24 protein-coding genes are annotated in these 22,565 nt (G+C 64.0%); 5 read left to right on the top strand and 19 right to left on the bottom strand.

Annotated elements, in window-relative coordinates; translation table 11 throughout:
• Positions 1 to 111: 111 nt before the first annotated feature.
• The 9 genes from BM222_RS35180 to soxX all read right to left on the bottom strand — a co-directional run bounded on the left by BM222_RS35180 (position 112) and on the right by soxX (position 6,334).
• The gene (locus tag BM222_RS35180) at positions 112 to 297 is read right to left on the bottom strand and encodes a hypothetical protein (protein ID WP_092239096.1); all 186 of its coding nucleotides are present in this window, start codon (positions 295 to 297) and stop codon (positions 112 to 114) included.
• A gap of 75 nt (positions 298 to 372) precedes the next feature.
• Positions 373 to 1,410, bottom strand: coding sequence for an MBL fold metallo-hydrolase (locus tag BM222_RS35185; protein WP_092239055.1), 1,038 nt, complete (start codon positions 1,408 to 1,410; stop codon positions 373 to 375).
• A gap of 309 nt (positions 1,411 to 1,719) precedes the next feature.
• Positions 1,720 to 2,175 (bottom strand): DsrE family protein, encoded by a 456-nt coding sequence (locus BM222_RS35190; RefSeq protein ID WP_092239057.1) that lies wholly within the window; start codon positions 2,173 to 2,175, stop codon positions 1,720 to 1,722.
• A 3-nt stretch (positions 2,176 to 2,178) separates the two neighbouring features.
• Positions 2,179 to 3,924 carry a thiosulfohydrolase SoxB gene (gene soxB / locus BM222_RS35195; RefSeq protein WP_092239059.1) on the bottom strand — a complete coding sequence of 582 codons (1,746 nt, stop codon included), beginning with the start codon at positions 3,922 to 3,924 and terminating at the stop codon, positions 2,179 to 2,181.
• A gap of 46 nt (positions 3,925 to 3,970) precedes the next feature.
• Entirely contained in the window at positions 3,971 to 4,276 is a 306-nt protein-coding gene (locus tag BM222_RS35200; RefSeq protein WP_092239098.1) for a hypothetical protein, read from the bottom strand.
• Positions 4,277 to 4,284: 8 nt separating this feature from the next.
• A complete protein-coding gene (soxA, locus tag BM222_RS35205) occupies positions 4,285 to 5,148 on the bottom strand; it encodes a sulfur oxidation c-type cytochrome SoxA (protein ID WP_177243649.1) in 864 nt (287 codons plus the stop codon).
• Positions 5,148 to 5,459 carry a thiosulfate oxidation carrier complex protein SoxZ gene (soxZ, locus tag BM222_RS35210; protein WP_092239063.1) on the bottom strand — a complete coding sequence of 104 codons (312 nt, stop codon included), beginning with the start codon at positions 5,457 to 5,459 and terminating at the stop codon, positions 5,148 to 5,150. Before soxZ ends, soxA begins: the two co-directional genes overlap by 1 nt.
• Positions 5,460 to 5,469: 10 nt before the next feature.
• Entirely contained in the window at positions 5,470 to 5,955 is a 486-nt protein-coding gene (gene soxY / locus BM222_RS35215) for a thiosulfate oxidation carrier protein SoxY (RefSeq protein WP_092239100.1), read from the bottom strand.
• 22 nt (positions 5,956 to 5,977) lie between these two features.
• Positions 5,978 to 6,334: a sulfur oxidation c-type cytochrome SoxX gene (gene soxX, locus BM222_RS35220; RefSeq protein WP_244547378.1), complete on the bottom strand. Its 357-nt coding sequence runs from the start codon at positions 6,332 to 6,334 to the stop codon at positions 5,978 to 5,980.
• Between the two features lie 222 nt (positions 6,335 to 6,556).
• Here soxX and BM222_RS35225 point away from each other — a divergent pair, with 222 nt between their 5' ends.
• The gene (locus tag BM222_RS35225) at positions 6,557 to 7,231 is read left to right on the top strand and encodes a DUF938 domain-containing protein (RefSeq protein ID WP_092239066.1); all 675 of its coding nucleotides are present in this window, start codon (positions 6,557 to 6,559) and stop codon (positions 7,229 to 7,231) included.
• A gap of 5 nt (positions 7,232 to 7,236) precedes the next feature.
• Here BM222_RS35225 and BM222_RS35230 read toward each other — a convergent pair whose 3' ends face one another.
• Positions 7,237 to 9,312, bottom strand: a complete 2,076-nt coding sequence (locus BM222_RS35230; protein WP_092239068.1) for a prolyl oligopeptidase family serine peptidase — start codon at positions 9,310 to 9,312, stop codon at positions 7,237 to 7,239.
• Between the two features lie 189 nt (positions 9,313 to 9,501).
• Between BM222_RS35230 and BM222_RS35235 the strand changes: the two genes are divergently transcribed.
• Together BM222_RS35235 and BM222_RS35240 are read left to right on the top strand one after the other, a co-directional pair.
• Entirely contained in the window at positions 9,502 to 10,749 is a 1,248-nt protein-coding gene (locus BM222_RS35235; protein ID WP_177243651.1) for an MFS transporter, read from the top strand.
• Positions 10,750 to 10,886: 137 nt separating this feature from the next.
• Positions 10,887 to 12,125 (top strand): MFS transporter, encoded by a 1,239-nt coding sequence (locus BM222_RS35240; protein WP_092239072.1) that lies wholly within the window; start codon positions 10,887 to 10,889, stop codon positions 12,123 to 12,125.
• Positions 12,126 to 12,255: 130 nt separating this feature from the next.
• On the opposite strand, the gene BM222_RS35245 is transcribed toward BM222_RS35240, so the two are convergent.
• Together BM222_RS35245 and BM222_RS35250 are read right to left on the bottom strand one after the other, a co-directional pair.
• A complete protein-coding gene (locus tag BM222_RS35245; protein ID WP_092239074.1) occupies positions 12,256 to 12,750 on the bottom strand; it encodes a VOC family protein in 495 nt (164 codons plus the stop codon).
• A 92-nt stretch (positions 12,751 to 12,842) separates the two neighbouring features.
• Complete coding sequence (locus BM222_RS35250; RefSeq protein WP_092239101.1) at positions 12,843 to 13,388, bottom strand: carboxymuconolactone decarboxylase family protein; 546 nt, start codon at positions 13,386 to 13,388, stop codon at positions 12,843 to 12,845.
• 137 nt (positions 13,389 to 13,525) lie between these two features.
• Between BM222_RS35250 and BM222_RS35255 the strand changes: the two genes are divergently transcribed.
• Entirely contained in the window at positions 13,526 to 14,725 is a 1,200-nt protein-coding gene (locus BM222_RS35255; protein ID WP_177243652.1) for an acyl-CoA dehydrogenase family protein, read from the top strand.
• A 130-nt stretch (positions 14,726 to 14,855) separates the two neighbouring features.
• On the top strand, positions 14,856 to 15,995 hold the full coding sequence (locus BM222_RS35260; RefSeq protein WP_092239078.1) for an acyl-CoA dehydrogenase family protein: 1,140 nt from the start codon (positions 14,856 to 14,858) through the stop codon (positions 15,993 to 15,995).
• A 167-nt stretch (positions 15,996 to 16,162) separates the two neighbouring features.
• Here BM222_RS35260 and BM222_RS35265 read toward each other — a convergent pair whose 3' ends face one another.
• The 7 genes from BM222_RS35265 to BM222_RS35295 all read right to left on the bottom strand — a co-directional run bounded on the left by BM222_RS35265 (position 16,163) and on the right by BM222_RS35295 (position 22,557).
• Complete coding sequence (locus BM222_RS35265; protein WP_092239103.1) at positions 16,163 to 17,200, bottom strand: amino acid ABC transporter substrate-binding protein; 1,038 nt, start codon at positions 17,198 to 17,200, stop codon at positions 16,163 to 16,165.
• A 92-nt stretch (positions 17,201 to 17,292) separates the two neighbouring features.
• Positions 17,293 to 17,886: a L,D-transpeptidase gene (locus tag BM222_RS35270; RefSeq protein ID WP_092239080.1), complete on the bottom strand. Its 594-nt coding sequence runs from the start codon at positions 17,884 to 17,886 to the stop codon at positions 17,293 to 17,295.
• A 402-nt stretch (positions 17,887 to 18,288) separates the two neighbouring features.
• Complete coding sequence (locus BM222_RS35275; protein WP_092239082.1) at positions 18,289 to 19,263, bottom strand: hypothetical protein; 975 nt, start codon at positions 19,261 to 19,263, stop codon at positions 18,289 to 18,291.
• Positions 19,264 to 19,341: 78 nt separating this feature from the next.
• Positions 19,342 to 19,908, bottom strand: a complete 567-nt coding sequence (locus BM222_RS35280) for a thioredoxin family protein (RefSeq protein WP_092239084.1) — start codon at positions 19,906 to 19,908, stop codon at positions 19,342 to 19,344.
• A gap of 29 nt (positions 19,909 to 19,937) precedes the next feature.
• Positions 19,938 to 20,636 carry a cytochrome c biogenesis CcdA family protein gene (locus BM222_RS35285; protein WP_092239085.1) on the bottom strand — a complete coding sequence of 233 codons (699 nt, stop codon included), beginning with the start codon at positions 20,634 to 20,636 and terminating at the stop codon, positions 19,938 to 19,940.
• Positions 20,637 to 20,932: 296 nt separating this feature from the next.
• A complete protein-coding gene (locus BM222_RS35290; protein WP_092239086.1) occupies positions 20,933 to 21,544 on the bottom strand; it encodes a sigma-70 family RNA polymerase sigma factor in 612 nt (203 codons plus the stop codon).
• Positions 21,545 to 21,819: 275 nt separating this feature from the next.
• A complete protein-coding gene (locus tag BM222_RS35295) occupies positions 21,820 to 22,557 on the bottom strand; it encodes a response regulator (protein ID WP_092239088.1) in 738 nt (245 codons plus the stop codon).
• Between the last annotated feature and the right edge of the window lie 8 nt (positions 22,558 to 22,565).

Genomic DNA, 22,565 nt, shown 5'->3' on the forward strand with positions numbered 1-22,565 from the left:
CGCGGGGCCATCAATAAGGGCTCGAGAGAGCCGCGTAGCACAACTGCGCGCCCTCCCCCTTTTGGGGCAGGGAACGTACCGTTCGTGTGGCAAGATCACCCTCTCAACACCTCACAACGGCTCGTCGTCCGGCCCATAGCGATCACGCTTCGGCGTGGCGATGTCACCGTCTTCGTAATCGTCGTCGGTGTCGGGTGGCGGCTGGGGCCTTTTCGCTCTGTCGGCCGCGGTCTTCGTCTGCGGCGGTTCGCTCGGCTTGACGGTCTTGCTTCCGATCTTGCTTTCGATCTTGGCCATGGCTGGTCCCGGATGGTGATGCATAATCCGCTTCTAGTCTGAAAACCTGCGCGCTTCCTGACTTATCTCAAGCCTTCAGTGCACCACCGGCCCGCCCGCCTTTTTCCAGGCATCGATGCCGCCGGCGATATGCGCCGTATTGCTGAGCCCGGCCTCCTTGGCGGCGGCAACAGCCATCGCCGAGCGCTCACCAAAGGCGCAGAAGAACACGACGCGGCGACCGGTGGCGGCCGCGACCTCGCGCAGCATACCACCCGGCTTGAGGCTTTCCTCGACGCTCGGATAGGGCGTGTGCAGCGCGCCTTCGAGCATGCCGTGTTTCATTCGCTCATTGGTCTCGCGCAGATCCACCAGCAGCATGTCGGGCCGGCCGAGGATGCGGATCGCGTCGACCGCGCTGAGCGCACGGCCCTCCTTCTCCAGCTCTTCCTGATGCAGGCCGACATGCATGTTGGCCGGCACCGCCACATCCATCATCTTCGGATTGGGCAGCTTCAAATTCGCCATCAGCTCGATATATTCGTCGACCGAGCGGACCTGGAGCCGCGGATTGTAGCGCTTCTCCTCGCCGATGGTGGAGACCGTGTCGCCCTTGTAGTCATGCGCCGGGAACACCATCGTCTCATCGGGCAGCTTGAGCAGCCGGTTGAAAATCGACTCGTATTGTGCGCGCGAAGAACCGTTCTGGAAATCGGTGCGTCCGGTGCCGCGGATCAAGAGCGTGTCGCCGGTGAAGACGCGGTCGCCCATCAGATAGGAATAGGAATCGTCGGTGTGGCCCGGCGTATACATCACGTCGAGCGAGAGGCCCTCGATGGTCACCTTGTCGCCGTCGGCGACCCGCATCGCCACCACGTCGGCCTTGGTCTGGTCGCCCATCACCGTCATGCAATGGGTGCGGTCGCGCAGCTCGCCGAGCCCGGTGACGTGGTCGGCATGCAGATGCGTGTCGACGGCCTTGACCAGCTTGAGGTCGAGCTCGCGCAGCAGCTGGCAGTAGCGGTCGACCTTCTCCAGCACGGGATCGAGGATCAGCGCCTCGCCGCCGGGGCGGCTGGCCAGGACGTAGCTGTAGGTGCCTGAAACGCTGTCGAAGAGCTGGCGGAAGATCATGGCAGAACCCCGACGTGGAGTGGTTTCGAGGATTCTACTACGCAGGAGGGTGGGAAGAGAAGTAATTCACTGGGTGACGAAGAGATTTTAGAAGATTTTATTCCGCAGGGGTGGGTGGCGTTTGGGCAGGTCTTCGCCCCACCCACCGCTGTCATCGCCCGCGAAGGCGGGCCATGAAGTATTCAGAAGCCATAGTGGAACACGGAGAAGCCGCGGCGTACTGGATTCCCCGCTTTTCGCGGGGAATGACAGCGAGTGCGCGGGGGATGACGTGCCTCCGAACGCAGCGCGGGACTACAGCGGACCTCCCTACGGCCTCACCAATGTGTACCCATTCTCGGCCAGAAACAGGATCTGCCCGACGCCCACCTGCACGGGTGTCGCCGCGGGGATGAAATCCGGCCGCTTGCCCGTCTCTCGCGCGATCGTATCCACTGTGTTGAGGCAGATGTCGAAGCGCACGCCCTGTGCGATCAGGCTTTCGACCTGTTTGCGGCGCTCGTTGCCCGACAGCAGCAGATCGATGCCGGGACCGAAGGCGACGACCTCCACCGCGATCTTGTCGGGGTCATAGGCCTTCAGGAGATTGTTGGCGACGCTGAGCACCAGGGCCTGCTTCCTGGCATCGCCGTCGGAGAGCTGCAGCACGATCTTGTGCTCGGCGAACGGTTTGTCCTGCAGCGCCACCTGCTGCGCAAACGCGAGCGGCGCCGCCGCCCAGGCGAGCAGTGCCACCAGCATCGTGCGAAAGACTTGCGAGCGCATATCCTATCCTGCAATGCCCGGGTTGCCGTCCACACCCTTCAGCGTGACGCCGGCGCCGAGGCGCTCCTGAAACATCCGGCCCGATCGCAGATATCTGCCGACCACGTCCCACACCGGCGCGCCCTGCTGGCCGTTCACCGAGGCCCAGCCCGCGACCTTGTAGTGATGGCTTGCCGAGATCGCCCTGCCGTTGTCGAGCTTGAGTTCGGAGATGCGGCTGCCCATGGTGTTCGCAGGCGCGCAGGTGTAGCTCAGTCCACCCGCGCGGACCATGTCGCCGCCCTGCTGATAATAGGGATCGGTATTGAAGAGATTGTCGCAGACGTCTTCCAGCACATCCTTGATTTGCGCGCCGGTCATCTCCTGCACGTAGGTCTCGGGATAGGTGATCGCAGTTTCCGCGAGCACATCTTCCATGGTGATGGGCTGGCCGGACAAGGCGGTGAGCCCCCAGCGGAAGCCCGGCGACAGCGCGATCTCGGCGTTGAGCTCAGTGCGCAACGCAGTGCAGATCAACTCGTCGACAGGGCCGGCGAAATTGTCGCGGCGATAGAGCAGGCGGTCGGGCGTTGCGATCTTCTCAGACCAGTCGGTCACAACAGGCGCGCGCAGCTTTCCGATCAGCTCGGCCATGGCGGGATCGGGCTTCAGCAGCTCGGAATAGACGGGCAGCAGATGATATCTGACGTCGCCGACCTTGCCCTTGTCGAGTGCGAGGTCGAGCACAGCTAAGAATTTCCCGTTCGAGCCGGCATTGGTGACGAGCGTCGTGCCGCCGGCGTTCTTCATCGGGATGGGCTGCGGCACGGCGTCATGGGTGTGGCCGCCGAGAATGACGTCGATGCCGGTGACGCGGGTTGCGAGCTTGAGGTCGACGTCCATGCCGTTGTGCGACAGCAGGATCACCGCGTCGACCTTGTCGGTGCCGCGCAAGGCGTCGACATGCTTCTGCAGCTCCTCCTCGCGTATGCCAAAGGTCCAGTCCGGCGTGAACCGCTTGGGATGCGCGATCGGCACGTAAGGGAAAGCCTGGCCGATGACCGCGACGCGATGGCCACTGAGCTCTTTGATGATCGACGGCTTGAACACGCGCCCGCTCGCCTTGTCGAAGGCGGGGGAGTCGTTGAACGCGGCTTCCTCGGTCAGGAAGACGTTCTGCGCCAGAAACTCGCCCTTGAAGTGCTCGAGATTGTCGCGCAGCGCCTGCTCGCCATAGGTGAATTCCCAATGCCCCGTCATGGCCTCGATGCCGAGCAGATTGGCGACCTCCACCATGTCGCGACCCTGCAAGGTGTTGGCAAGCCCCGTGCCCTGCCAGAGGTCGCCACCGTCGACCAGCATGGCATGCTTGTCGCCGACATCAGCGCGCAGGCGGTCGATCAGTGTCTTCAGATGGGCGAAGCCACCGAGCTTGCCGAACCGGCCGGCGGACTTCTCGAACTCGACCGAGGTGAAAGCATAGGCATCGGCGCTGTCGGGCCGGATGCCGAAGCGCTCCAGGAACGCGCGCGCGACCAGATGCGGCGGCCGTCCCGACATCTCGCCGATGCCGATATTGACGCTGGGCTCGCGGAAATAGACCGGGTTGAGCTGCGCATGAGTGTCGGTGGTGTGCAGGATCCGCGCGTTGCCGAAGCGCTCGATGTCGTAGATGCTGGCGGCTTCAGCGCCGCGCGCACGCCGCGGCAGGCCGAGCGAGGCGGCGACAGCGGCGGTACTCTTCAGGAAATCGCGGCGGCGGATCGCCATCACACATTCTCCGCGCCGGTTCTCGGCAGTTCCACTGGGCGCTAGTCTAGCGGATTTCCATTGCCTTCCAGGCTTCTTTTTCGGAGGTCGCCTGGACAATCGACGCCTTTGCCAGTGCTTCGGCTTCCTTTGCCGCAGCCACGGCGCCGTCGAAATCGCCGCCATCGCCCGCCTTCTTGGCAGCCGCCAGCGTCGAGACGGTCGTGGTCCACTGGTTGCGCATGCCTGACGCCTCCTTGGAGGCTACCTCCGCGGCGGCATAGGCAGCCTTGTAGTCTGCTTCATTTGCCGCGCGCGCTGGTGGCGCGAGGCTCGAGAGAAGCAACATGGCCAGGACGAGTGACCGCTGCATGGCCGCGCTCATGGACGTGCCCCTGGGCCTGAGATCGGCAGGCCGTTGGCGACGTAGGACAGGAAATATTCGACGTCGCGATATTCGTCCGCCTGCGGCTCCAGCGGAACCGCCCGGGTCTGGCTGTTGCAGGTGATGAAGCGGCGGCTGATGGTGCCCATGCCGCTCCATTCGGAGCGATAGATCGGCATCGCGTTGAGGATTCCGAGTGCCGGCGCCAGGATCTCGGCGCGGATGCGCTCGCCCGGGCTCTGGACATGGCAGCTCGCACAGGAGAAGTTCAGCTGGCCGCGGCGGGTGTAGAAATAGCGCTTGCCGTTCTCGAACGCTTCGAGCGCGCGAGGATCATCGGGGATCTTGATGTCCATCGGCTTGCCGCGCGAGGTGAAGGCCATGTACGCGGTGAGCGAGGCCATCTCGTCCTTGACGTAGGAGTAGGGCGCTTCGCCATTGGCCTCGCGGCAGCGGTTGAGCGCGAGCTCCAGCGTGACGACCTTGCCTTCTTTCGTATCGAAATAAGGATAGTTCTGGCGAATGCCGATGCCGCCGTTCGGGAAGCAGTCGGCGTAGGTCTTGCCGTTCTTGAACGGCGTCGCAAACATCTCCTTTCCGGCGTCGAGCGAGAACTCGTAAGGCGGGAATTCTTCCTTCTCCTGCCACTGCCGCTTCATGTCCTCGTTCATGGAATAAGGACCGTTGACGAAATCGTCGTGCTTCACATCGGGAAACTTCTTGAAGAAGAACTTCTGGAACGCCTTGGCGTCAGCTGCGGGATCGACCTTGTCGGCCGCGCTCACGCTGGGAACGGCGAGTGCAAACGCGACGAGCGCGGCGCCCAACGAACCACGCAGGAGGGAGATACTGGCTTTCATCACGCAATCTTCGCCGTGATCTCGTCGGAGCCGCCCTTGTTGTCGGTCCAGGAGATCTTGAGGTCGTCGCCCTTCTTGCCGCCCTTGAAGCTGAACTTGACGTACGGGTCCTTGGAGACGGCCGGGCCCCAATCGGCGACGAAGACCTCCTTGCCGTTACAGGCGAACTTCAGCTCCTGGATGAAATGCGGCGGGATCAGCTCGCCCTTGGCGTCCTTGACGAAGCCGGAATCCATGGGGTGCTGGATCAGCGCCTGCACCTCGGTGATATCGCCGTTGGCGGTGGCGCGGACGCGAATGCTGGATGCCATTTCGATTCTCCTAGCCGCCGCAGCCACCGACGGTGACTTTGACTTCCTTGGTCGCGCTGAAGAGCTTGCCGTCGGCCTCGACGATTGCGACCACGTTGGTGGTCTTGGCCATCTTCAGGCGATTGGCGATGCTGGGCATCGTACCGTCGGGAATCCTGTAGCTCGCCGCGAGCGCGTTCGGGTTTTCGGCGACGAAGAACGAGATCGAGGTGACCTTGTCCAGCGTCGTCGTCACCGAGATCGGCACCACCGCGCCGTTCTCGGCGATCTCGGGCGCATCGAGCTTCACCTTCTCGGAGGGCTCCGCGGTCTTGCCGTAGAGCGCCTTGATCGCGTCGGCCTCGCTCTTTTGCTTGAACGCGTCCTCCGGGTATTTGTCATTGGCCGCGGCGCGCGCCGGCGCGAATGCGAGATTGCCGAGGCCGAACAGCACGACCGAGGCTGTGCCCTGAAGGATGAGGCGCCGCGTCGGGTGAGGGCCGGTGGTCGTGGTCATCAAAGGTCTCCTTGGCCCACCGTTACAGCGTTTGCAGGAAATCAACGATCGCGTTGATCTCCCGTTCGGTGAGAATCCGGTTGCGACCGAACGGCGGCATCATGGTCTGCGGGTTGCGCTTGGTCTCATCGGTCAGGATCGCGACCAGATCGTTACGGTCGGGATACCTGGCCTTGAGGTCCTTCAGCTCGGGCCCGATCGTGCCCGGCAAATCGCCGCCCTTGATGACATGGCAGGTCAGGCAATTGCCCTTGCCGCGGTCGAAGGCGAGCTTCTCGCCCTCGGCGACGGTGGATTGCGCGCATGCCGGGCCCGTGGCGAGGTCCGTGAGGACGACCAGCGCGAGGAGCAGGGCGGGCTTGCGAGGAAAGGCGGTCAAGGCGTCGTTCCGAGGCTTGTGACGTCTGGAAAACATGGTGTTCAAAAGCACAAAGGACATGCCCTGACAATCAAGACTATGCAGCCCGCAAAATGCCGTTAATATCTTCCGCATTGCAACTGAAGTGAAGGATCGTTCATCAAGCCGGCCTTGTCAGGCAAGGTCCGGGGCGTTTGGCCCTTGTTGCGTTTTCGTCTGCTTTCTCATTTCCGGGGACACCATTTGGCTGAATATGTCGTTGAATTTGGCAGGGACGGCGGGAGGGTCGAATCCGACGGCCGTCTGGATGCGCCGGCTTTCCATCGCAATCACGTCCCGCTCTGGGCCGCGCTCGAGAGGCATCTCGCCGGGCGGACAGGCGACGTGGTCGAGGTCGGCAGTGGAACCGGCCAGCACGTGGTCCATTTCGCCCGCCATACGCCCGCTCTCGTCTGGTGGCCGAGCGACCTCAACCAGCGCCATGTGAAGAGCATCGAGGCCTGGCGCCTGCATTCGGGCCTGCCCAACATCCGCTCGCCGTTGCGGATCGATCTCTCTGATCCGGACTGGTGCCCGGAGATGAAGAAAGGGCAGGGGCCGAACAATCTTGCCGCCGTGTTCTGCGCCAATGTCATTCACATTGCGCCCTGGACCGTGGCCGAAGGCCTGTTCGCCGGCGCCGGCCGGTATCTGCGCGCCGATGGCCAGCTGTTCCTCTACGGCCCGTTCAAGCGCGACGGCAAGCACACGGCCCTGAGCAACGCCGTGTTCGACACCTCGCTGCGCGAAGGCAATTCCGATTGGGGCGTGCGCGACGTCGGCGATGTCGAGGCACTCGCGCGCGGCGTGGGTCTTCGTCTCGTCGATACGATCGAGATGCCCGCGAACAATCTGACGCTGGTGTTCGCGCGCGGGTGAGGCCATCAGGCCTCACCCTCCTTCCATCCGATCTTCTCCTTCAGAAACTGAAACCCGAGCACCTGGAAACCGGCGCGCTCCTTGTTGTCCTTGCCGTAGCCGTGGCCGCCGGCTTCAGGCTCGTAGAACCAGGCCTCATAGCCCATCGCCCGCAGCTTGGCCGCCATCTTGCGCGCGTGGCCGGGATGGACACGGTCGTCGCGCCGCGTGGTGGCGATCAGGATCGGCGGATAGGGCTGGCCGGGCTTTGCGCTGTGATAGGCCGAGTAGGTCTTGAGCCATTCCCACTCTTCCGGCTTGTCGGGGTCGCCATATTCCGCAATCCAGCTCGCGCCCGCAAGCAGCTTTGTGTAGCGGCGCATGTCGATCAGCGGGATGGTGCAGAACAGCGCGCCGAAACGCTCGGGGTACCGCACCAGCATGTTGGTGATGAGGATGCCGCCGTTCGATCCGCCCTGGGCTGCGATGCGGTTCGGCCTGGTCACGCCGCGGCGGACGAGGTCGGCTGCGACCGCCGCGAAATCGTCGTGCGACAGCTTCTTGCCGGCGTAACGGCCGGCATCGTGCCAGCGCGTGCCGAACTCGCCGCCGCCGCGCAGGTTCGCTTGTACGGTCGTGCCGCCGCGCTCCAGCCACAGCTTGCCGAGCGCGGAATTGTATTGCGGCTTCACGGCGAGGCCGAAGCCGCCATAGGCGCTCATGTAAACAGGCGCATCCCCTGACACGCCGGCGGGTCCGGTCTGCACATAGGGAATGCGCTCGCCGTCGACAGAGATCGCCTCGTGTTGCGTGACGACGAGGCCGTCCGTGTTGAAGATCTTCGGTGCCTGTTTCAGGACAACAGGGCTTTCGACGCCGCGCTCGATCAGCATCAACGACGGCGGCGTCAGCGGGTCCTGCACATTGGCGAGCAGGCCGCCGTTGCTCTCGGATTCATGATGGTCGAAGCGCCACACGTCGACGACGCCGATCCCGGGGAGGCCGCGCAGCGTCTCACGTTTCCAGCCCGCCGGCGATGGCGCGCAGATCTCGAATACCGGCCGCAACTCGTCGAGAATCGACAGGAGCAGTCTGCCGTCGGCCCAGAAAAATCCCTGAAGCGCGCGCCGCTCGCCTGGTGCGAACACGGTCGTGAAGTTGCGATCGCCGGCGAGAAAGGCCGACAGCGAAATTCCGAGCACGCTGTCGGCGGCGTAGGTGACACCGCCGACGGTCCATGCCGAGCGCAGCTTGATGGCGAACCAGTCGCGGTGAGCTTGCAGCCAGATATCCGGGGGCAAGTCGAGCTTGACGGTCGCGCCGTTCTCGGTGCCGAGCCAGACGTCGAAATTGAAGAAGTCGAGCCGGTCAACGAACCAGACCCGCGGCGTTTCGGCGGTGCGATCGACGTCGCAAGAGGCGCTCATGCGGTCTGGCCTCGTCTCGAACACCACGCGCGCGTTCTCGATCGCCTCGCCGCGCCGCCACAACCGCACGGTCCGGGCATAGCCGGAGGTCGTCTGCATCTTCGCGCCGCCATAAGCGCTCGATAGCAGCACCGTGTCGGCATCGACCCATTCAACGCTCCCTTTGGCTTCCGGCAGCGTGAAGCCTCCGGCAACGAAACTCTTGGCGTTGAGGTCGAACTCCCGCATGGTGACGGCATCGCTACCGCCGCATGACAGGCTCAGGATCGTCTGCGGGGCATCGCCCGGAAGCGAACTCGACCAGCTGAGAAGCCAGTCCTCGCCTTCGTCCGCCGCGAGCTTGTCGATATCGAGCAGCGTTTCCCAGGACGGCGCTGTTTTGCGAAATTCCGCCATCGTGGTGCGCCGCCACAGACCACGCGGATTGTTCGCGTCCTTCCAGAGATTGTAGAGCAGGCCGTCGCTGCGGCCGACATAGGGGATGTTGTCCGATCGGTCGTAGATCGCCGCAAGGATGGCCGTGTCGCGCTCGAACGCCGCGCCGCCGAATTCCAGCAGCGTCCGCTGGTTCTGCCGCGCGACGAAATCGAGCGCGCGGGCGCCGTCGATCTCCTCCAGCCAGATCCAGGGATCGTCATCGGGAGCTTGAACCGTGGGCCTGCTATCGACGGGCATGAACGAAACTCCCAAAAAGTCGCGGCGGGATAGGATTTGATCGAGCGCAAGCCGTCAAGAGCGGGGGCCGCTATCATCGGCCCGACTGCGTCGGAGGCATGGCCTGCGCCCGTTTGCGCCGGTTGCCCGGCCCTTTCGGCCTCTCCATAGTGCCGGGAATCAACAAGGCCCTTCCGGGCGGAAATGCCGATGATCGACGTGACAGCAGCCAATGAGATCGCCGACGACGCTCGCGTGCGTGCCAACGTGGTGCGCCTTGCCGCCGCGCAGGCGCTGACGGGTGCCAATTCGGCTGTGATCTTCGCCACCGGTTCGATCGTCGGCGCTACGCTGGCGCCCGACATGTCGCTCGCGACCGTGCCGTTGTCCATGTACGTCGTCGGGCTCGCGGCCGGCACGCTGCCGACAGGCGCGATCTCGCGCCGCTTCGGCCGCCGCTGCGCCTTCGTCATCGGCACGGGCCTCGGTGCGCTCACCGGCCTGATCGGCTCGTTCGCGATCCTGCACGCCTCCTTCGCACTGTTTTGTCTGGCGACCTTCCTCGGCGGCCTCTACGGCTCCGTGGCGCAATCCTATCGCTTCGCGGCCGCCGACGGCGCCAGCGCGGCCGACCGGCCGAAAGCCGTGTCGTGGGTGATGGCGGGCGGCGTGTTCGCCGGTGTGCTCGGTCCGCAGCTCGTGCAATGGACCATGAACGTCTGGTCGCCTTATCTGTTCGCCTTCAGCTTCCTGGTCCAGGCCGTGGTTGCGCTTGTCGCGATGGGCATCGTCGCCGGCGTCGATATGCCGAAGCCCGCGCCGGCGGATCTGCATGGTGGCCGGCCGCTGCTGACCATCGTGACCCAGCCGCGCTTCATCGCGGCCGCGCTCTGCGGCGTCATCGCCTATCCCATGATGAACCTGGTGATGACCTCGGCGCCGCTCGCCATGAAGATGTGCGGCTTAAGCCTCTCCGATTCCAATTTCGGAATTCAATGGCACATCGTCGCGATGTACGGGCCGAGCTTCTTCACCGGCGCGCTGATCGCCCGCTTCGGCGCACCCAGAATCGTTGCCGCCGGATTGCTGCTGGAAGCAGGCGCCGCCTGCATCGGTCTCTCCGGCATCACCGCGCTGCATTTCTGGGCGACGCTGATCGTGCTCGGCATGGGCTGGAACTTCTCCTTCATCGGCGCGTCCGCGCTGGTGCTGGAGACGCACCGGCCGCAGGAGCGCAACAAGGTGCAGGCCTTCAACGATTTCCTCGTATTCGGCATGATGGCGATCGGCTCGTTCTCATCGGGGCAGCTGCTTGCGAATTACGGCTGGTCCGCGGTGAACACGGTGGTGTTCCCGCCTGTTGCCATCGGCCTCGTCGCGCTCTCGCTGGCGTCCTGGGCCCGCCGCCGCAGGGCGCGGCTCGAGGCCGCGCTCGGCGAGTTCCCGGATGCGATTTGAATTGGCGGCAGGCTGTCAGCAGCGTTGACGGTTCGATCGCGGTCGAAGTGATTTTCGGACGTCGGGTTGTTACATGATGCTCGTCATGAACAGGCGAGCGTGAAGGCGCTCGCGGGGGAAAGCAAGGACAAGCGCAAATGCTGGACAATCCCCGCTCCACCACGTCAATCGACGAATCCTCGCTCCGCTACGAAGGCTGGCGCATCGTCGCGGTCTGCTTCCTGCTCGCGACCTTCGGCTGGGGTCTCGGCTTCTATGGCCAGAGCGTCTATGTCGCCGAGCTGCAGCGCGCACGGGGCTGGCCAACATCGCTGATCTCGTCGGGCACGACGTTCTTCTACCTGTTCGGCGCGCTGCTGGTCGTCTTCGTCGGCGAAGCCGTGCGAAAATACGGCCCACGCATCTGCCTCGTCGCCGGCACGCTGGCGATGGCGGCAGCCGGCGTTGCGATCGGCGCGGTGCGCGAGCCCTGGCAGCTTTATTTCGCCGATGCCGTACTCGCCTTCGGCTGGGCCGGCACCAGTCTGGCCATGATCACCAACACGATCAGCCTCTGGTTCGACCACAAGCGCGGCATGGCGATCAGCCTCGCGCTCAATGGTGCCAGCTTTGGCGGCATCGTCGGCGTGCCGCTGCTGGTGGTGATGATCAACCATATCGGGTTTGCGAACGCCATGTTCGCGACATCGGGCGCGATGCTGGTGCTGCTGCTACCGGTCATCCTCGTAGTTGTCGGCCGGCCGCCCGATCTCCACGGCTGGCAGGCGGCTGCGAAGGTGAAGCCGCAATCATCGACACAAATCCGCTGCTGGGCGCTGCGCGATATCGGCTTCCTCACGGTGACGATTGCCTTCGCGCTGGTGCTGTTCGCGCAGGTCGGCTTCATCGTGCACTTGATCTCGTTCCTCGATCCCGTGATCGGCCGTGAGCGCGCCGCCGCAGCGGTTGCGGTGCTCACGGCGATGGCGGTGATCGGCCGGGTGCTGTTCTCGATGGTGATCGACCGCCTCAACCAGCGGCTCGCTTCCGCCCTGTCATTCCTGAGCCAGGCCGCCGCGCTGTGCGTCGTCATCAATCTGCACAATGATTACGTGCTGATCGCCGCGTGCGCCGTGTTCGGCTTCTCCGTCGGCAATCTCATCACGCTGCCGTCGCTGATCGTGCAGCAAGAGTTCGACAGCGCCGCGTTCGGCGTGCTGATCAGCCTCAACACCGCGATCAACCAGGTGACGTACGCGTTCGGCCCCGGCGTCGTCGGGGCGTTGCGGGATTGGTCCGGCGGCTACGCGCTGCCGTTCTATCTCTGCATCGCGCTCGAGGTGATCGCGGCAGCGCTGATCATGGTGCGGGGTACCAGCCACACGAAAACTGCGTAGAGTGGGTTAGCGCTGCAGATGCGCGAAGCGCATCTGCTCGGCGTAACCCACCACTGTTCATCTCTGCGGAAATAGAAGAGGTGGGTTACGCCTTCGGCTAACCCCACCCTACGCATTCATCGCGGTGGACTCACCCCTCCCGCTGTCTCAGCAACGCCTCCACATCGAGCCGCTTGGTAAACATCGCGAGCTTCCCATCCGGCCCGAACGGCCATTGCTCCCGCGGCTTGTCCCAATACAGCTCGACGCCATTCTCGTCGGGGTCGCGCAAATACAGCGCCTCGGACACGCCATGATCGCTCGCGCCATCCAGCGCAATCCCCGCCGTCAGCACCCGGTGCAGCGCATCCGCCAGCGCCGGGCGCGTCGGATAGAGAATCGCGGTGTGAAACAGGCCGGTCGTGCCCGGCGGCGGCGGCGAGCCGCCCTTGCTTTCCCAGGTGTTGAGGCCGATGTGGTGATGATAGCCGCCGGCCGAGATGAAGGCCGCGCCCGAGCCCATCCGCTGCATCAGCTCGAAGCCGAGCACGCCGCAATAGAAGCCGAGCGCGCGATCGAGATCGGCGACCTTGAGGTGGACGTGGCCGATGCGGGTCCCCGCGGCGACGGGTGATATTGGCGACATGTGGCTGCTCCGTGTCTGAACCTCACTTATGCCGGGGATCGGAACAGCGCCATGGCCTGATCCCGAAACCCAGCGTTTCCAAATGTGAAAACTTAGGTCAGCTCCGGCGTCTCACCCTCCGGCAGCTCGAACTCGAACGTGTTCAGCGTCATCGACACCATGGTGTAATAGCCGCACAGGCCGATCACCTCGACCACGCCGCGCTCGCTCAGCAATGCAACGGCTGCATCGTAGAGGCCCTTCTCGACGCCGTGCCCCTCGTGCAGCGACTTCGCGAGATCGTAGATCATCTCAGCCTTGGGATCGTCAAACTCAGGCGTACGGCGATCACGGATCGCATCGATGATCTCGGGCTTCATGCCGCCCGCCAGCGCGAGGCGCTTGTGCGCATACCATTCGTAATGCGCGGTCCAGTGCCGCGCCGTGACCAGGATCGCGATCTCCGACAGCTTCGCCGGAAACATCGTGTCATAGCGCAGCACCTCGCCGAGCCGCGTGGCGTGACGGGCCATGTCGGGGCTGTTGAGCCAGGCCATCATCGGCGCCGGTGGCTTGCCGCGTTTGCCGGCGATCGACTCGTCATAGGTCTGCCGCTGGCTCTCACTCATTTCGCCAGGCGAAAGAAGTTTCAGGCGCATTGTCGTTTCCTCTTTGTTTTCAAGCACCGTCGTGGTCCCGACTATAGCTGAATGCGGGCTGCGGAAGTGGTTGAATTCCACGGTGCGATGGCCCAGAGTCGCGCCCAACAAATCTGATGTGACTGATGGAAGCGACCATGAGCGAGACTGAAACCGCCGATCTCGAACAATTCCGCAAGGAGACGCGGGCTTGGCTGGAAGCCAATTGCCCGCCGGAAATGCGCAAGCCCGCGACTGCTGATGCCGATGTGTTCTGGGGCGGGCGCAACGCAAAATTCTCCTCCGAGCCGCAGCGCATCTGGTTCGAGCGGATGCGGGACAAGGGCTGGACCGTGCCTGATTGGCCCAGGGAATATGGCGGTGGTGGTCTCAGCCCCGCCGAGCACAAGGTGCTGCGTTCCGAGATGGCCAGGATCGGCGCGCGTCCGCCGCTGTCGAGCTTCGGCATCTGGATGCTCGGGCCGGCGCTGCTGAAATACGGCAACGAGGCGCAGAAGAAAGAGCATCTGCCAAAAATCGCGGCGGGCCTGATCCGCTGGTGCCAGGGATATTCCGAGCCGAACGCCGGCTCCGATCTGGCCTCGCTGCAGACCCGCGCCGAAAGCGATGGCGACGATTTCGTCATCACGGGCTCGAAGATCTGGACCTCCTACGCCAACTACGCCGACTGGATCTTCTGCCTCGTCCGCACCGATCCCACGGCGAAGAAGCACGACGGCATCAGCTTCATCCTGTTCGACATGACCTCGAAGGGCGTCACCACCAAGCCGATCCTGCTGATCTCAGGCTATTCGCCGTTCTGCGAAACCTTCTTCGACGGCGTCCGCGTGCCGAAATCGCACGTGGTCGGCACCGTCAACCGCGGTTGGGACGTCGCCAAATATCTGCTGCAGCACGAGCGCGCGATGATTTCGGGCATGGGCGAACGTGGCGTCGGCCGTCCGCTCGGTCAGATCGCCGCGGATTCCGTCGGCTCCGATGCGCTGGGGCGGCTCGACGATTCCATGCTGCGCGGCCAGATCGCGACCTTCGACGTCGATGAAGCCGCGCTCGCGGCTTGCGCCGAGCGCGCCGTCGATCTTGCCAAGGCGGGGCAGGCGCATCCGGCGTTCTCCTCGGCGATGAAATATTACGGCACCGAGCTCAACAAGCGCCGCTACGAGATCCTGATGTCGGCCGGCGGCGTCGATGCGCTGGAATGGGAGAGCGAGCGCTCGCGGCAGGGCGCCCGCCCGCGCGCCTGGCTACGCACCAAGGCCAACTCGATCGAGGGCGGCACGTCCGAGGTCATGCTCGGCATCGTCGCCAAACGCATCCTGGATTTGCCGGGGGCGTAAGGCTTTCCGTCGTTCCGGGGCGGTCCGCAGGACCGAACCCGGAACCTCGAGATTCCGGGTTCGATGCTGCGCATCGCCCCGGAATGACACCAACAATAAGCACTTCGCTAGCTGCTAGAGATTCAAGATCATGGCCCTCGTCCTCACCGAAGAACAATCGATGCTCCGCGACAGCGCGCGCGGGCTGATCAGCGACAAGGCGCCGGTGTCGCACCTGCGCAGCTTGCGCGATTCCAAAGATCCCACCGGCTTCTCCAAGGAGCTGTGGCATTCCTTCGCCGAGATGGGCTTTGCCGGCTTGCTCGTGCCGGAAGAGTTCGGTGGCAGCGGTCTCGGCTTCATGGAGGCCGGAATCGTCATGGAGGAGATCGGCCGCACCCTGATGCCGTCACCCTTCCTCGCCACCTCGGTGGTCGCGGCCTCGGCCCTGAACCGCGGCGGCAATGCCGCGCAGAAGTCGGAATATCTGCCGAAGGTTTCCAACGGCTCCCTGCTTGCGACGCTCGCGATCGACGAAGGCGCCAAGCATCGTCCGCTGCAGACGAACTTGCAGGCTGTCCGCGCCGGCAACGGTTTCAAGCTGTCCGGTGCCAAGGCGCTGGTGGTTGACGGCCACGTCGCCGATCTCTTCATCGTTGCCGCGCGCACGGCCGGATCGGCCGGCGAGCGCGAGGGGCTCACGCTGTTCCTGGTCAATCCCAAGGTCAAGGGGGTGTCGATCGAGCGCACCATCATGGTCGACGCGCACAATGCGGCGCGGATCGAGCTCGCCAATGTCGAGGTCAACGCCGACAGCGTGCTCGGCGAAGTCGATCAGGGCGCCGCTCTGCTCGACGGCGTGCTGGATATCGGCCGCGGCGCCGTCGCCGCCGAAATGGTCGGACTCAGCGATGAAGTGTTCAACCGCACCGTCGAGTATCTCAAGAGCAGAAAGCAGTTCGGCAAGCTGATCGGCGAATTCCAGGCGCTGCAGCACCGCGCAGCGCAACTCTACATCGACGTCGAGATCACCCGCGCCGCGACCATGAAGGCGCTGCAGGCGTTGGATGGCGATGTCGCCAAGGCCGCCTCAGCCGTCGCCGTGGCAAAAGCCCGCGCCGGCACCACCGCCACCCGCGCGGTGCAGGAAGGCGTGCAGATGCACGGCGGCATGGGCATGACCGACCAGTTCGACATCGGCTTCTTCATGAAGCGCGCACGGGTGTGCGAGGAACTGTTCGGCGATGCGAACTACCACACCGAGCAGCTGGCGCGGGCGCGGGGGTATTGATCTGCTCACGTAGGGTGGGTTAGCGCTGCAGAAGCGCGAAGCGCATCTGCTGGGCGTAACCCACCAACTTTGTTCGGCGAACGCGGAAGCATGGTGGGTTACGCCCCGTAATTGCGCTTCGCGCAATTGCAGCGATAACCCACCCTACGAGGGTCTCGCCGCGAAGCCTACCTCATCGGCGGCGCATACTGCACGCCACCGGCATTCCACAGCTGGTTCATGCCGCGCGGGATCTTCAGCTGCGACTTCTCGCCGATATTGCGCTCGTACATCTCGCCGTAATTGCCGACATGGCGGATGATGCGCACGGCCCAGTCCTTGGTGAGGCCGAGTTCTTCGCCGTAATTGCCCTCTGTGCCGACCAGTCGCATCACTTCCGGCTTCTTCGACTTCAGGGCTTCGTCGATATTCTGCGAGGTGACGCCGAGCTCTTCGGCGTTGATCATCGCGTAAAGCGTCCACTTCACGATCATCATCCAGTCGTCGTCGCGCTGGCGCACCACCGGGGCGAGCGGCTCCTTGGAGATCATGTCGGGCAGGATCATGTGGTCGCCCGGCTTGGTCATGTTCAGCCTGAGCGCATAAAGCTGGGACACGTCGGCGGTGAGCGTGTCGCACTTGCCGGTGTCGTAAGCCTTTACGACCTCGTCCAGCTTGTCGAACTTCACCAGCTCATACTTCATGTTGTTGGCCTTGAAGTAGTCGGCGAGGTTGAGCAACGTGGTGGTGCCTGATTGCACGCAGACCTTGCTGTCGGCGAGATCGAGCGAGGTCTCCTTGTTGCGCGACCGTGGCACCATGAAGCCTTCGCCGTCGTAATAGGCCACGGCCGGGAAGTAGAGATCGTAGTCGAGCTCACGCGACATGCTCCAGGTCGAGTTGCGCGAGAGAATGTCGACCTTGCGGCTCTGCAATTCCTTGAATCGCTCGTTGGCGTCGAGCGGAACGAACTTGGCCTTGCTCGGATCGTCGAAGATGGCGGAGGCCACGGCGCGGCAGAAATCGACGTCGAAGCCGGTCCAGTTGCCCTTGTCGTCGGGGATCGAGAAGCCCGGCAGGCCCTTGTTGACGCCGCACAGCACTTCGCCGCGGCGCACCGTGCGCTTCAGCGTGCGGGTGTCGTAGAATTCGTAAGTGATGGCGAAGGCGGCGACCAGCACGGCGACCGCGAGCCCGATCAGCAGGCCGCCTCGAAATGTGCGCATCATGTTGCTCTCTCGAAAAAATCGGAAGAAAAAAGGAAAGTGTTGCGAAGGCGGGAAGCATGATCCGGAGCGATCATGCCGAGACGACAGGCTTAGAGCTCTGGCTTCTGCCGGATGACCACCTTGGTGCCGACAGGGACCCGATCGTAGAGATCGGCGACGTCATTGTTGACCAGACGGAAGCAGCCCGAGGATACCTTGGTGCCGATCGTGTCAGGACGGTTGGTGCCATGGATGCGGTAGACCGTGGTGCCCAGATACATGGCGCGGGCGCCGAGCGGATTGCCGGGGCCGCCGGCCATGAAGCGCGGCAGATAGGGCTGGCGTTGGATCATCTCCGGCGGCGGCGTCCAGTCCGGCCATTCCTTCTTGTTGGTGATCTGCACCAGGCCCTGCCACTGGAAGCCGTCGCGGCCGACGCCGATGCCGTAGCGGATCGCGCGCCCGCCGGGCTGCACCAGATAGAGGTGACGCTCGGAGGTCGAGATGATGATGGTGCCCGGCGCTTCGGTCGTGCGGTAGTAGACGACCTGCTTCTGCCATTCCGGATCGAGTTGATAGCTGTCGTCCGCGATCAGGCCGGGCTCGTCGCCCCGGTCAGGCTGCTGGGCCAAGGCGTGCGATGCGGACAGGATCAGCCCCATCGCAACCAGCCAGGTCCCCGTCAGGCGACGAAAATCCGTCATTTCAAAGCTCTCCCCGCTGCCACGGCGCAAATCGATAGGAACCATCTGAACTCAGGGGCAGCTTCGTGGCAAGTTCAAGGCGCGCCCGGTTGGTATGTCATGAGAATGCTTTGGTTTTTTGACGTGGATCAACACCATGAACAGGGTGGGTTGGCGCGAAAAGCAGTGAGCTGGACTCGCCCACGGTTGAGGTGGCTCGCTCTCTCCGTTCCCTCCCCCTTGTGGGGGAGGGTCAGGGAGGGGGGTGCCACTCGCGCACTCCATCGATTGCGAACCCGCCCATACATCTTTCAAAAAATCGGCACCTTTTTCCGGGGCTACCCCTCTCCCTAGCCCTCCCCCACAAGGGGGGAGGGAACGCACCTTTGTCTGAGCGCTAGCGGGGTCTCATCTTGTCGCGCTCTAGATCTGGTTTGCCTCCGCCCCGATCCCGAGCCGCCGGACGATCTCGGCGCCCACGGCGCGGGCCTCGTTGCGCGAGCCGATGCGGGGGCTGCGAAAGCGCCGTCCTGAAAGCAATCTGATCACGACGATGCAATGCTCGTCCTCGGACCGGCCGCGGCGCTCGACGGTGATCGTTTTGACCTCGTGCCCTTCGACGTGGTCGACGCGCGGCTGGCCGTTCCCCCACAGGCGTTCGACGCGAATATCGCCCTCGCGGATGATCCAGAACGCGCCGGTGAGCAGGTTGGCAAATCGGTAGACGCCGAACGCCGCGATCAGACCCAGCGGCAGCAGCAAGTAGTCGATCCATTGGGGCGGCAGGCCACGCCATAGCCTGTAGGCATAGGGTGCGACGCTCAGCGCGACGGCGATCAAGGCCGCGATCCTAAGGTCTCGCTGCGAAAACGGCTCGACGGGATCACCAAGCCGCATCTCGGAATTGCTGGCATCGAGCGGATTGACGGGTGTCTCGACATTGGGGACGTCGAACTGCGCCGCGATCCGCGCCACGGTGTCATGGACATGGGTGACGTCGGACAGGGGCGGGGAGGTCAGGCGCTCGCCCGAGGCCAGCGTGAAGGCGAGTTGGAAGCGGGCCTTTGCGGTCTTGCTGCCGGGAACCTGTAACCCCGTGATGTCGTCCTTCGCGACGATTCGCGTCTGCAGCTTCCCGAACGGCCGCTGCCGTCCGATCAGGATCTCATCCGGCGTGATGATCCACACCACGGCCGGCGTCAGCATGACCACGCCAACGAAGGCGGCGCCTGCCAGCAGGGCGAGGACGGAGATCGTCACTTCGAGGATGTCGTGCGTCAACAGGCCCGGCGTGAAGCAGAGCGCGACGGCCGCCGCAGAGCCGGCCACGACCAGCCGTTGCGCGATCGAGGAGCCTTCGCGAAGGCGGATGTCGTTGCTGATGATCGCGTCGTGCATTGCGGCGGCTGTTTTCGAGGTTCGCGAAACTCCACGGACGGGTCCGTGGAGTCAAGCAGAACGCCGCCGGGTGCGGCATCAACTCTCGGCGTTCAGCAGCTTGGCGACGGTGCGGTCGATCTCGTCGTAGCGGCCTTCGCCTGCGTGCTGGAACACGATCCTGCCGGTCTGGTCGATGACGTATTGCGCCGGCCAATATTGGTTGTTGTAGGCGTTCCAGGTCTTGGAATCATTGTCCTGCGCCACCGGATAGGTGATGCCGTGGCGCTTCAGCGCGGCCTGCACGTTGGCGGCGGAGCGTTCGAACGGGAATTCCGGCGTGTGCACGCCGACCACGACGAGGCCCTTGTCCTTGTACTTGGCGTAGAGATCGGTGACGTGCGGCAGCGTGTTGACGCAGTTGACGCAGCCATAGGTCCAGAAATCGACCAGCACGACCTTGCCGCGGAGATCGGCGATTTTGAGCGGCTTCGAGTTGAACCAGTTGGTGATGCCGGTGAAATCAGGCGCGGTCGCAGTTTGGCTTGCCGCCGCGACCTTGACCGGCGCCGCTTGCGTGGCCTCGTCGCAGATGCCGGGAATCACGGCGCCGGTGACGGCGATGCCGATCAACGCGGCGCCCACAGTGAGCAGCTTGAAGGTCATGGACTTGGTCTCCGTTGAGAGGTGAGGGATCACAGGCCGATCTGGCCGGTGGGGTAGAAGCCGGTGAGCCACGCCACGATCAGCGTGTCGTACTGGAAGTAGGCGGCGAGCGCGAAGGCGATCACGACCACCCCGAAGCCCTGCTGCAGCCTCGGCGAGGCGCGGGCGAGGCTGCGCACGCGCGTGGTCGCGGCCTGCCCGCCATAGGCGATCGCCAGCATCGGAATTGCCGCGCCGATCGCGTAGGCGACCAGCAGCGTGCCGGCCCAGGCCAGATTCTTCGACGTTGCGACCAGGGTCAGGATCGAGCCGAGCACGGGGCCGGCGCAGGGCGTCCAGACCAGGCCGAGCGTGGTGCCGAGCATGAGGCCGCCGAGCGCGCCCTCGCGCTGCAGGCCGCTCGTCGTGCCGGGATTGAGCCAGCCATTGAGCCGGATCGACAGCCATTCAAAGGGCGCCGGCCACAGCATCAACAGGCCGAAGCCGAGCAGCAGGACGGCAGCCGCCTCGCGCAGCACGTTCGGATCGAAATCGAAGGTTCGCGTCAGCGCGCCGAGCAGCAGCGCGACCGCGGAGAAGGAAACGACGAAGCCGAGCGCGATCATCGCCGGCCGCAACTGCGAGCTTCGCCCGATCGAGGCGCCGAGCAGGATCGGCAGCATCGGCAGCGTGCACGGCGCGGCGATGGTGAGGATGCCGGCAAGGACAGCGAAGAGAAGCTCGAGCATGGGGCACCCGTGAATGAGGTCACGAGGGCAGTTCGGGATGGAGGCGAGGATCGTTACGCGCCGTCACGCGGTCGTGACGGGGAGGGCCACCTGAGACATGAAACGACCCGGAGGGGGGCATCCCGTCCGGGTCGCTGGAGGTCTTGGGAGGTTTAACGAAACCGTATGTGAGCTTTATAGGGAGGAAGTTTTTCCGCCTGATGTTGTGCTTCGTTTCATTTGTTTCGTCGGCGGTAACGCTTTGGTGTCTCGGGATAGGTCGCAAGTCACGCCCCATCCCATTGAAATCATTGACCTCAAGCCGCGAAACGGTCGACCCCGCAACCCTTAAGCAAATCGGCGAGTTGCTTGCGGGCGTAGAACATCCGGGTCTTCACCGTGCTCTGGGGGATGCCGATGATCTGCCCGACCTCCTCCACCGACTTCTCATGGTAGTAGACGAGGGTGATGATCTCGCGATGTGCCGGTGACAGTTTCTGCACGCAGGCGCGGAGGATCGCGCTGGTGTCGCTGCGGTCGAGCGACGCCTCGGGCGTATCGGATCCATCCGGAATCTCGCGCACGTCTTCCTGGTCGATGTCCTCGAAGCGGCGCTGGCGCATCGCGGTCAGGGCCTTGAAGCGGGCGATCGAGAGCAGCCAGGTCGAGACCTGGGAGCGGCCCTGGAACTGTCCGGCGGTCCTCCACACGTCCAGGAACACCTGGCTGACCAGGTCTTCCGCGGTGGTGGCGTCACGCACGATGCGCAGGATGAACCGATAGACCCGCACATTGTGCCGGCAATAAAGGATGTGCATCGACGTCCGGTTGCCGTCGGCAATGCTCTCCAGAAGCATGTCGTCCGAAGTCGCCTGCGCGGCAATGATGCTCTGATTGGCCTGGGCGTTGATGGCGATGACGTTCGGCATTGACTTTGCTCCCCGGTGCGCCGCAACCGAGCGGCGTTTCCTTGGACCAAATTGTTAATGAGCCAACGTTTCGGGACGTCTGCACGACAAGGGGAAAATGGTTTCGTGCGCCGCCAAATTGTTTCGTCACTCACGTCGCGACGAAACATTCGGACTAAAAAGCCGTGTGATTTCAATGTGTGGAAAATACGGAGCCGCTGATTTGGACTGGGCGGAACCCATTTCCGGGGCTTGCGTTTGGTCGCGCCGAACACCAGCGCCGTGGGCGAGGCGCTTTACGTCTTCTCGCCCACGGGCGAGAACAGATAGCCGCCGCCGCGGATGGTGCGGATCACGGCGGGCTTGGTCGGATCGGGCTCAATCTTGCGGCGGATGCGCATGATGCGCAGGTCCACGGCGCGGTCGAAGGCTTCCGCGTCGCGCGCATTGGCCAATTCCAGCAGGCGCTCGCGCGACAGCACGCGCTTCGGATTGGCGGCGAACACCTTCAGCAGCCCGAATTCGGACGCCGTCAGCGGATGCTCGTTGCCCTCGTCGTCGCGCAGCGCCTGGGCTTCGAGGTCGAGCCATTTGGTGCCGAAGCGCACCAGTTGGTCCTTGTCCGCTTTCGCAGCCGCTGCCTCGGATGCGGCGGCCTTCACCGGAACGCTCCGGCGCAGCACCGAGCGGATGCGCGCCATCAACTCGCGCAGCTCGCAGGGCTTTGCGACGTAATCGTCGGCGCCGAGCTCGAGGCCGACCACGCGGTCGATCGGGCTTGCCGTCGCCGTGAGCATGATGACGGGGACGTTGATGCGGCTCTTGAGGTCGCGGATGATCGAGAGGCCGTCTTCCTCGGGCATGTTGAGATCGAGCACGACGAGATCGGGCATGCTGCCGTCGATCGCGGCGCGCAAGCTCTTGCCTCCGTCGCACAGCGTCACGGTGAAGCCGTGCATCTTGAGGTAATCGCCGACCATCTCGCGGGCCGGGGCCTCGTCGTCGACGATCATGATGTGTTGGCTTTGTGTCATGTCACTTC

This window comes from Bradyrhizobium sp. Gha (assembly GCF_900113735.1).
In the GTDB taxonomy this organism is placed as follows: Bacteria; Pseudomonadota; Alphaproteobacteria; order Rhizobiales; family Xanthobacteraceae; genus Bradyrhizobium.